The 11,362-nt window shown below is 35.9% G+C and carries 9 protein-coding genes; 7 read left to right on the forward strand and 2 right to left on the reverse strand.

Annotated features, from left to right (window positions below):
* The first annotated feature begins 66 nt into the window (after positions 1–66).
* A complete protein-coding gene (locus C406_RS0105575) occupies positions 67–255 on the forward strand; it encodes a VOC family protein (RefSeq protein WP_017379610.1) in 189 nt (62 codons plus the stop codon).
* A 241-nt stretch (positions 256–496) separates the two neighbouring features.
* Positions 497–778: a DUF6509 family protein gene (locus C406_RS0105580; protein WP_017379611.1), complete on the forward strand. Its 282-nt coding sequence runs from the start codon at positions 497–499 to the stop codon at positions 776–778.
* 407 nt (positions 779–1,185) lie between these two features.
* On the opposite strand, the gene C406_RS0105590 is transcribed toward C406_RS0105580, so the two are convergent.
* Positions 1,186–2,034 (reverse strand): thermonuclease family protein, encoded by an 849-nt coding sequence (locus tag C406_RS0105590; RefSeq protein ID WP_017379613.1) that lies wholly within the window; start codon positions 2,032–2,034, stop codon positions 1,186–1,188.
* 182 nt (positions 2,035–2,216) lie between these two features.
* Positions 2,217–2,750 carry a helix-turn-helix domain-containing protein gene (locus C406_RS0105595; RefSeq protein WP_017379614.1) on the reverse strand — a complete coding sequence of 178 codons (534 nt, stop codon included), beginning with the start codon at positions 2,748–2,750 and terminating at the stop codon, positions 2,217–2,219.
* Between the two features lie 158 nt (positions 2,751–2,908).
* Between C406_RS0105595 and C406_RS0105600 the strand changes: the two genes are divergently transcribed.
* The 5 genes from C406_RS0105600 (at position 2,909) to C406_RS19835 (ending at position 10,749) form a co-directional block, all read left to right on the forward strand.
* Positions 2,909–4,183 (forward strand): MFS transporter, encoded by a 1,275-nt coding sequence (locus tag C406_RS0105600; RefSeq protein WP_017379615.1) that lies wholly within the window; start codon positions 2,909–2,911, stop codon positions 4,181–4,183.
* A 373-nt stretch (positions 4,184–4,556) separates the two neighbouring features.
* On the forward strand, positions 4,557–5,540 hold the full coding sequence (locus C406_RS0105605) for an ornithine cyclodeaminase family protein (protein ID WP_017379616.1): 984 nt from the start codon (positions 4,557–4,559) through the stop codon (positions 5,538–5,540).
* 456 nt (positions 5,541–5,996) lie between these two features.
* Entirely contained in the window at positions 5,997–6,722 is a 726-nt protein-coding gene (locus C406_RS0105615; protein WP_017379618.1) for a CsxC family protein, read from the forward strand.
* Positions 6,723–7,328: 606 nt separating this feature from the next.
* A complete protein-coding gene (locus C406_RS0105620) occupies positions 7,329–8,057 on the forward strand; it encodes a CsxC family protein (RefSeq protein WP_017379619.1) in 729 nt (242 codons plus the stop codon).
* A 289-nt stretch (positions 8,058–8,346) separates the two neighbouring features.
* Positions 8,347–10,749 (forward strand): BC_2427 family protein, encoded by a 2,403-nt coding sequence (locus tag C406_RS19835; RefSeq protein WP_017379620.1) that lies wholly within the window; start codon positions 8,347–8,349, stop codon positions 10,747–10,749.
* Positions 10,750–11,362: the final 613 nt, after the last annotated feature.

Below are 11,362 nucleotides of genomic sequence, written 5' to 3' on the forward strand. Positions count from 1 at the left end.
TTTCTGAAAGTAAAAATGCACTGCTAATCCATTGGTGAGTGGCATCTAATAGGTGGAGATGATAAGATGAAATACAGAATGTCCAAGAATATTGGATTTCAAGTAAAAGATGTAGAAAAGGCCAAACACTTTTACGAAAGTATTTTAGGTTTGAAAGAACCTGCTCAAAGCGACGCGGATGAAGTGGAGTTTCGAACGCATAGTAATTCTATTTTTAAAATTCCAGGTAATGAAAACCTAGGTCCAGTCATGTAAGTAGTCGTAAATAATTTGGATATAGCAAAGAAACACTTAGTTGAAAATGGTTGTGAAATTGTTCGCTGGGAAGGTAAAGGAAGGGATTGTTATGTACGAGATCCGTTCGGCATGGTCTTCAATGTGTGGGAAGATAAATAAATTTTACAGTTTAGTTGTCTTTATGCCCTCTCTACCGATACAATTGTAAAATAGGAAGTCAACATCATGGCTGTTAATAAGACTTAAAGGAGAATTACTTATGAAAATTACAAGTCACTTGGTTCGCAAAATGAACGATCCAACAGGAATTATTATTGGAGAACGTTATGAATTTTTACTAGATGTCGAGGTTGAAGAAGACGACGAACTATTCACAGAAGGTGGATTAGAGCTTCGTGTTATTTTTGCTTCCGATGAAAATAGTGAGCGCGTTGTGCAATACCATTTCACAGACAAAGTAGCAAAAGATGTTCTTGATTTTGCTCTTGAAGATGACGAAGAGGCAGAAATTCTCGAATACTGCAAAAATAATTTAGTATAAATCGACCCTTTTTTCAAAACTAACTTCCTTGTCTAAAAAGGGGATTTAGTTATGAAAAAATGGGTTTTTTATATTGTCAATTTAAACAAAAACCGACAAAATTTCCTCGCGAATATGAGGGGGGTTAGTCGGTTTTTTGATGAGTTTCTATTGAATGTTCACTTTCCCGGTTTAGTGTAAATATATTAAACATAAATGCCCTCCTCGAATTCTTTTCGAGGAGGGCATTTGTCTAGATAAGAAAGTATAAGATTTTTCGAGCAATACCTTCGTACGTGGAGTTGTTATGTCTAGCTCCAAGCGCCAGCTCACACCTAAGCTTCAGACCCTCATGCGGAAACAAGTTTCCGAATCGGTTCTTCCAGCGCCGGTGATGAGCTAGAAGGCGCTTTCTGCTTTTCTTACTTCTAACGTTCACAAGCAAAGTTGTCTTTATCGCGATCCATTTTGGCCTGGTAGGCAGGATGGTCACTCGCTACGCCATTTGGATACTTAGTGCGCAGATGGGTACAGTTATCAAACCATTCCGTCGTTTTTGTCGTGGCAGCTGGAACACTAGGGTTAGATGAACCACCCGAACCAGTGTCAGTATTTGTTGAACTTCCACTATTAAATCCAGAATCTGTAGCATAATCTTCAACTGCCCATATACCTAATTTCTTTGACTTAGCGACTTGCTGTGTTTCTTCGTAAGGTGTTAAATGACGTGTGTTAGGTGGATATATATAGGCTACTCTCGCCAATCCGTTACTTATTAAAGTTTCTTGAACACTTTTACCATCAACATAGACGTAAGCTAATAGCCTTCCGTATTTATCGCGTTTTTCACCAACGTCAAATTCAAGAGTTAAGTCTCCACTCGTGACAAGTTGTCGATTAAGTTCTTTTGCTTCCTCACCGAAAGGCTGTTTCCCAAGACGAGGATGATTCGTTTCGGGTGTATCAATTAATAAATAGCGAACTGGTTCATTTTCACCTTTATACATCACGCGAATCGTATCGCCATCAGTGGTTGAAACAAGAGTCACTGGGATTTGATCCGTCGTGCCTGCTTTTGGAGCAGTAGTAGATGATGTGGATTTTCCCGATAAAGATTTGTCATCTTTCGTCGATTCTTCATTTTGTAACGTCGATTCTTTATCAACTGGAGCGTACTTTTCATCGTCCTCAGTTGTGAGTGTTGTGCCACACCCTGAAAAGATAAGGACACTTCCAATAAGTAATAATGCTAACTTTTTACGAAAACTAAAACTCACTTGCAAATCCTCCTTGATTATTCCTTTTTAAGTATACCAACCAATAAGGCCAAATTTTAAATTTTGAGGACAAAAACTATTTAATGTTAAACTTTCATTTACTTTACCCTCTTTTTCCAAATACTCTCTAAACTAAAAAACCACCTCTAATTCTTCTCGAGGAGGTTTAGTCATATGCGTATCTAGTTATTAGAGGAAACCACTAAAAATTGAACAATATGTTCGGTATGGTTGAACCAATAATGTGTTTTACGTGCATTGAATAAAATGGATTCCTGCTCAAGAAGTTGCAACTGCTCGCCGTCAATTTCAACTGTTAATAAGCCTTTAACTACAAATAAAAACTCGTGTCCACTATGAGAGAACGCATTTCCTTCATTCTCACCTGGTTGAAGCGTCACCAAAATTGGTGAAAAGCTGGCATCTTTAACACCATTGGATAAATCTTTGAAATAAAAAGGTTCTCGGCGAATCGTCAAAGCATCTTGTATACCATCTGCAGCAAAAAAAACACTCGGATTCACGCTTAGTGCATCTGCTATTTTTTTTAACGATTCCAAAGTTACGCTCGATTTTCCACGCTCAACCTGTGATAAAAAACTGATAGACACGCCAGTTTGCTGTGCCAAAGCTTTTAATGTTAAATTCCGCTCTTTACGAAGATTTTTTAATGTAACACCCATTAACACTTGCGACATGTGAATTCCTCGCTTCATTGTGACATCTTCCTTTATTATACAACATTCAAAATACGGACATCAAACGTTTAAATTTTAGATAAAGTGTTGACAGAATATTTGTAACTGTCTAAAATGAACTCAAACAGAATTAAAGTGACACTTCAATTATTGATTTTACATAAGGGGGATTTATAATGAATAAAAAACAAACACGTCGTGTCTTAATTGCGAGTTTAGTAGGGAGCTCAATTGAGTGGTTTGATTACTTCTTATATGGAACAGTTGCTGCATTAGTTTTCAACCAAATATTTTTCGTCACAGAGGACCCGAATGTCGGACTTTTATTAGCATATGCATCATTCGCTTTAGCTTTTTTCATCCGACCATTTGGAGGAGTAATATTTAGTCACATAGGTGACCGTATTGGACGAAAGAAAACTCTCGTTATCACGTTAAGCATAATGGGGATTGCCACTTTTGGGATGGGCTTATTGCCTACCTACCAAGCGATTGGGATATGGGCACCAATTTTGCTCATCACTCTTCGCTTAGTTCAAGGATTAGGGATTGGCGGCGAGTGGGGAGGAGCACTTCTTCTAGCTGTCGAATATGCACCACCTGAAAAACGTGGATTGTATGGCAGTATTCCACAAATGGGTATAACCATCGGAATGTTAATGGGTACAATTGCATTATGGATAATGACAATGCTTCCTGAAGAGTCATTCATGACATGGGGCTGGCGCGTGCCATTTATTTTAAGTGCTTTATTAGTGATCTTTGGATTGTGGATTCGTCACGGGATTGACGAAACACCTGAATTTAAAAAAGTGCAAGCATCTGGTGAAATTCCAAAGCTACCAATTGCGGAGACACTTAAATACCATTGGCGTGAAGTGTTAATTGCTATTGGAGCAAAAGTTGTCGAAACAGCACCATTCTATATTTTCAGTACATTTGTCGTGTCATACGCAACAACGAATTTAGGATTCACACGATCGTCTACTTTAGCAGCAGTAATGATTGCAACAGTAGTAACAACAATCTTAATTCCTATCATGGGGAACTTATCAGATAAAGTAGGACGTAAAAAGATATATGTTGCAGGCACAGTGGGTATGGCACTTTTTGCATTCCCATACTTCTGGATGATACATCAAGGTTCAGTAGCCTTGCTAATCATAGCTACTGTCATTGCATTAGGCGTCATCTGGGCACCAATCACTGCAGTTCTTGGAACCATGTTCTCTGAGATATTTGATGCAAGAATACGCTATACAGGTATTTCATTGGGATATCAAATCGGTGCAGCATTAGCGGGTGGGACAGCTCCACTTGTGGCAACAGCATTACTTGTAACTTTTGATAATTCATATATACCAGTAGCGATATACATCATCTTTACGGCAGTCATTTCACTTGTAGCAGTTTGGGCAATGAAAGACCGCATCGCAGTGGTCAACAAGTAAAATAAGGTCTTCAAAAGAGAGTTTACCTGTAAGCAGTCGTTGACGTCTAAAATACATATCGATTTTAAGTGATTTTTACGGTTTTCCGCTGGAGATATGGAGAAAAAGTTGCTTTTTGATCTGTTTTATCAATACTAGGTAAGATTTTCAAGTGATTTTCGGGTGAGCGGTTGCTCAGTTGGAAAAATTGAAGTCTAAGTTGGAATTTTGAGACGCCAAGTTGGAAAAATCACGCTCCAAGTTGGAATATATAAATTATGGAAATTCTACTCCTGATAAAACTACTTGGTCGAAACGGGTTTTGCATGCAGTGGTACAATGTCGGAGAATGTCTAACATGGCTCTTTAACGGATATCAATAAGGAGGAATAACATGCTCGTTGTAAACGAAAAGCAAATTAAACTACTATATAAAATGACTGATGCTATTGCAGACATCACAGGGATATTAGAGGCAAAAGAAGCTGGAAAAATTGATAATCCACAGCGTACCGTTCTTGATTTCCCACAACACAGTGCTTCAGCCCTATACATGCCGAGCGCCGATTTAGTTAGCGAAGTATCTGCGGTAAAAGTCGTGACGATTTTTCCTGGTAACCCAGCCCAAGGAAAACCGACAACGCAAGGAGTACTGTTACTATCTGATGCTACAAATGGAGAACATGTAGCGATGATGAACGCATCATATTTAACACGATTGCGTACGGGAGCCCTAAGCGGTGTTGCGACTGATTTATTAGCGAAGAAAGACAGTCGTGTATTGACGGTAATTGGCACAGGGGCCATGGCCTTTGAACAAGTACTCGGCGTGTTAGCGGTTCGTACCATAGAGAAAATCATTCTCGTGAATCGAACACCACAAAAAGCAAAAGAATTCGGAGATAAATTACATGCCTTTGGTGTGGACTTGCCGTTTCAAGTAGAAATAGATGTAGCAAAAGCGGTCAACCAAGCGGATATTATTTGTTGTGCTACACGTTCAAATGATCCAGTATTCAATGGTAATGACGTGAAACCAGGCACCCATATTAATGGTGTAGGATCTTATTTGCCACATATGCGAGAAGTAGACGAAACGACTGTTTTAAGTGCCGATAAAATTGTTGTAGATGACTTAGCTGGTGTCAAACATGAAGCGGGTGAGTTAATGCATGTTGCAGAAAGTGGCAAGTGGTCGTTTAATGATGTGCACGCACAACTCGGAGAGCTCGTTGTCGGAAAGAAAGAAGGACGACAAGCACCAGAAGAAATCACTTTCTTCAAATGCGTTGGCGCTGCTTATTTTGATCTCGCTGTAGCAAAAGGAGTTTATGTGAAAGCGAAAGAAGCGGGTGTGGGGATCGAAATGGAAGTTTAATTTTGGACTAATGTTAAGACAAATTAATTTATATATATTTACTATCACGAAGCCGCATTTTCATTTATGAAAATGCGGCTTTTTTAGATTTACTTCAAAAAAATGATAATTAAACAGGAATTCTCATTTTAAATTTTTAAAAAATAGCATAAGTAGCCCCCATGTGAATTGATTCGTGGAATAAATTGAAAAAATAGAAATACTTCACGTTTCGTTTTGGTAACACAATCTTCATTTTCATGCAAAGACAATTGGAGCTTAGTGATTGGATCCTTTTATTTCTCTTATTCACCTGAAGGACGAGAGAACTTATGAAGTTTACAGGGGTTACAATGCTAGATAATTTTCTATCCGCTCAAAAAAAAGATATACCTATTATATATGCTCATACACTAACTGCTTTTCCAACATACATTAATAGAGTATTCAAATAAACTTGAAAGGAGGTGATTTTTAATGAGTCAACAACATAATGATGACTGTCCAATTGAAATTCCATGTCAGGTAGAGGGTACGACACTAACACCCTTTGCAGATGAGCCAGCAGAGCCTTGTTTAGTACAAAATAATCCGATTATTAAAGTGCCAGCTGTATTAGCAGAGACCGTAATTCAAGTCGTTGTAGAAACAAATATTGTGCTTGAGCCAGCAGCAAGTGAGATTAAAAGAGTGCATAAAGATATCTATTTAACGCAATGTAAGCTTGTACCTGTAGAATTTGGTGATGAAGTATGCCCAGGCGTATTTGAAGTAACAAGAGCCAAATTATTTGTAGCAGGATTTATTCGTAAAAATATAGAATATGCTACAGGATTGTGTAATGGAGAAATTCGTGATCGCATTATTAATACAGAGTTTTCTGGTTATGCGGATCTAAGAGATAATGATTTTGACACTTTCCCTGTATTAGGTAGATCTTCAGATAGCAGATCTCGCTTTATTAATCCGAAAAACAGTGAAATTCCACGTCTAGATAAATACTTCTTTGAAAATAATGTTTACTATAATGAGCAACCATATTGTGAGTTAGTCAATGCAAATTTCTTTGAACTTGATTTTTCTCCATGTCCTGTAGGAACGGATGAAACGTTTACAACGCTACGCGAAAAAATTGTATGTGACCTTACTGTGAAAGTATTACAATTACGACAAGTACGAGTTGCTTCAATAGGACCTTCCTAAGGAGTACCGTCACAAATCGAAAAAATGTGTTTAAGAAATTTTCAAAAAGATGAGCTGGGTTTCAACTCGTCATGAGAAACTAAAATTCCTTAACTGCAAATTTACGAGCTGTAAATCCGATAATTGTTTCTTTACAAAACTCTCTATCCATTTTGATGGATAGAGAGTTTTCTTTTTAAATAGGTTAATTTTGGACATTTTGTACTTAAAGTAATTTCAATCAAATTGTTCAGTGATTTTTCTTGCGATTAGTCAAGCTATTTCATTTTTAATTGTCTGTATACCTAAGTTCGCCAGTGTTTCTGTCTCTTTTGCACCTGGTAGTTCTGATTGAGTTGAAAAATAATTCGATAAGTAAGAAAAAAGGAAACAGGTAAAAAAAGTCTCTGCATCATTTGGCGAAAATCTATTCTCTTAAAATATCTGAAGATTAAGAAAAAATGTGTGATTTCCTAAATTTGTATAGTTTACGAGGGCAGCATGCTAGATAATTTTTAGTATCAAAAATAAAAATGATATATCTATTATATTTGCTCATACACTCACTACTTTTCAAACATATGTTAATAGAGTAATGAAATAAACTTTGAAAGGAGGTGATTTTAAATGAGTCAACAACATAATGATGATTGTCCAATTGTTATTCCATGTCAGGTAGAGGGTACAACACTAACACCCTTTGCTGATGAACCAGCAGAGCCTTGTTTAGTACAAAATAATCCGATTATTAAAGTGCCAGCTGTATTAGCAGAGACCGTAATTCAAGTCGTTGTAGAAACGAATATTGTGCTTGAGCCAGCAGCAAGTGAGATTAAAAGAGTGCATAAAGATGTATATCTAACTCAATGTAAGCTAGTACCTGTAGAATTTGGTGATGAAGTATGCCCTGGCGTATTTGAAGTAACAAGAGCCAAATTATTTGTAGCAGGATTTATTCGTAAAAATATCGAATATGCTACAGGAATGTGTAATGGACTAATTCGTGATCGAATTATTAATACTGAATTTTCTGGTTATGCAGACCTCAGAAATGGTGATTTTGACACTTTACCTGTAATAGGTAGATCTTCAGATAGCAGATCTCGCTTTATTAATCCGAAAAACAGTGAAATTCCGCGCCTAGATAAATATTTCTTTGAAAATAGTGTTTACTATAATGAGCAACCATATTGTGAGTTAGTTAATGCAAATTTCTTTGAACTTGATTTTTCTCCATGTCCTGTAGGGACGGATGAAACGTTTACAACGCTACGCGAAAAAATTGTATGTGATCTTACTGTGAAAGTATTACAATTACGACAAGTACGAGTTGCTTCAATTGGAAATGGCGGATGATTTAATCGTCAATAAATTGGGATAGAACGTTAAGCAATTTTCAATAAGAAGTGCTATGAATTTCAAATCGTCAAGAGAAATTTAATACAACAAATTGAAAATGAGCTAACGTAAATTTCCAAACAGTAAATATAATTATTGTTCTTTACAACCCCCTATCTACTAAATGGATAGGGGTTTCTTTAATTAGTCATTGCTTATTTTCATTTAGTTTACATACATGAGTAACAAAAGCTGAGAAAAACCATTAATTAATAAAGGAACAACTTTTGTCGTTAAGGAGGATGCAATGAAATTTCCATGGGACAACAAGAGAAATATGCAGAAATCCCATTTTAATCAAAAAAAATACGGAGACAATACAATGTCATACCCTTGGATTAACTATGAAGAAATGGCGATAATTATTAATAAACAAAAGGCCCTATTTACGTTAAATGCTACTCCCGATTTTCAACATATAAATGAAACTAATACAGAAGATAGTGACGGTATTTGCGAATCAGATACTAAGCAAGGCTCTGTGGAAACAGAAAAAATGGGTGGTTTAGTTGAAACTTATAGAAGAAAGAAAAGGTCGAAATTAAATGAAAAACGTACTTGTTACAGAAAGATAAAAAACAGTAGTGATATTCGCAAATCAAATACTGAAATAAAATATATCGATACAGTAGAAGTAAGTGATGATTTAGTTGAAATTAACAAAAGGAAGAAAAGATTAAAATTACGCAAAAAGTGCAATCGACGTAGAAAGAAGTTATTACAAGAACCTTACAGAGCTTACGAAGCCCCTACACCAGATGATGTCTGTAAAATTGACTCTCCTATTGAGCTTAAACATGCAGGAATACATTCAACGACAATAAAGATTCCATATTCCACTTTTTCAAAGATTCATAGTTATCTTCATCCGTGTATCATAGACAATACGATTTCTGTTACTGAGCCTAAGCATTACCCTGAAATGAAAGATGATAATTTAGTTAATAAATATCATCATCATGAATGCGATGATGACTTTGACACTAATCACACTAATGAGATTCATCAACATTTAGGAGTAAGATCAGCAACAATAAAAATTCCATTTTATGCTTTTGCCAAGATTTATAATCTTCTTCATCCACCTAGCTGTGCGATTTTTGCTAGGAACGCTCCAAAAGATAATTTAGTTGATCGTATCAAAGTAAATCTTGGCACGAGTCAAGCTAATGAGTTTTGTAAACATGCAGGAGTGCACTCAAAAACAATAAAGATTCCATATTCCACTTTTTCAAAGATTCATAGTTATCTTCATCCGTGTATCATAGACGATACGATTTCTGCTGCTGATTCCAAGCATTATCCTGAAAAAAAAGATGATAATTTAGTTTATAAATATCATCATCATCATGGCGATGATGACTGTGATACCAAACTCACTAATAAAATTCATAAACATTTAGGAGTCAGGTCAGCAACAATAAAAATTCCGTTTTATGCTTTTGCCAAGATTTATAATCTTCTTCATCCAACTAGCTGTGCGATTTTTGCTAGGAACGCTCCAAAAGATAATTTAGTTGATTGTATCAAAGTAAATCTTGGCACGAGTCAAGCTAATGAGTTTTGTAAACATGCAGGAGTCCACTCAAAAACAATAAAGATTCCATACGCCACTTTTGCAAAGATTCATAATTATCTTCATCCATGTATCATAGACAATACGATTTCTGCTGCTGATTCTAAGCATTATCCTGTAATAAAAGAAGACAAATTAGTTAATAAATATGATGACACCAAACACACTAATGAGCCGTGTAAACATGAAAGAGTACACATAACGACAATAAAAATCCCATTTTACGCTTTCGCTAAAATTTACAATCTCCTTCATCCTCCTAACTGTGCAATTCTTTCGCATAAGCATTCTCTCAAAATAGAACATGTTTCGAAAAGGGATAAATATGATGATGCCTGTGAAAGCAGTAATGGTCATCAGTTTCATAAATCATCAGGAGTACGCTCAAGGGCTATTAAAATTCCAATATCCACTTTTGTAGATATTGATAATTTCCTTCATCCAGCAATCTTTGGTAGTACGACTCAAAATACATTTAAATTTATTGACCATTCAAAAATGTTGGATACGATTACGTATTATCATGAACAGCCATATTGTCATTTGGTTGGTTTTAAATCGCATGAAATCATCTTATTAACTGATCCTGTTTATCAAGCGAAAGAGAAAGATAATAATAAATCTGTTGTGGTCCCGCTACATGATCCACATTCTGTGAAAAAAAGAGAGTCACATAATCATATATGTCCTTATCACGAGTCATTAAATATAAGAGTTCCAGTTGTAGTAGGAGAATATAGCATTGAAATCTGTTTAGAGAAAGATGTACGATTCGAAGAAAAAATTAATATGGTAAAAGAGATTACTAAAGAAGTGATATTGACCAATTGTAAGTTTGTACCTGCTGGTTTTTCTAATGCGACAGCTGATGGGTCACGTGAAGCATTAAGTGGAAAGCTATTTATAGAAGGTTATATCAATCAACATATTGAATATAACGCCGTTCATCATGGAAATGAGAATTTCATACCAAAGGTACCTTCTTTTCATTCACTCCATCAAAAAATTGTAGTAGATTTACTGATTGATTTACTACAAGTTCAAAAAATTACATTTGGGCAAAAAGAGACATAAAGATATGGCAGGGGATAGAATTTTAATAAAAAGGTATATATCAAAGGCGTTCATTTTCTCTATGAAGGAGAAGTGAACGCCTTTTTGTGACAATCTCTCAGATGTGATTAAAGTGAAGGGTTTAAGCCCGTTGGTGATCTTGCACAATTCATTCGTTCTTCTTTTTAAAACATAATAAAGTATGTGCCAAGAGCCCAATATTCATGGTGTTTTTTTAATATATGGAGACTAACATGCTAAAACGGAATTTCTTTGATGTAACTCTCTTTAATACGATTCATGTGAAGTCGTGATATCTTTTTTTAAAAAATACAAGTTTTCTCTCAGTGAAAGTGTGAATTTGAACCAAAATAAGAAAGTATATAAATTTAGTGAGCCATGAATACAGTATTCCGGGTATTTTAAGGAGTGGGTTCTAGTATGATACCGCTGATTTGCGCTCCACTGCGGGGTCTCACCTGTCCCGCTAATCCCGTAGGAAAGATATTGGACGAACTGTCATTCGTCCAATATCTTTGCGACGAGTAACCGCAGGAGCACATGCTTTTTTCGCCGCCTTCCGCTTCAATCAAGTAAATGTTTTCGAATTGATCATAAAAGAAAATACAACTTA

The sequence above is a fragment of the Paenisporosarcina sp. TG-14 genome (assembly GCF_000297555.1).
Classification (GTDB): Bacteria; Bacillota; Bacilli; order Bacillales_A; family Planococcaceae; genus Paenisporosarcina; species Paenisporosarcina antarctica.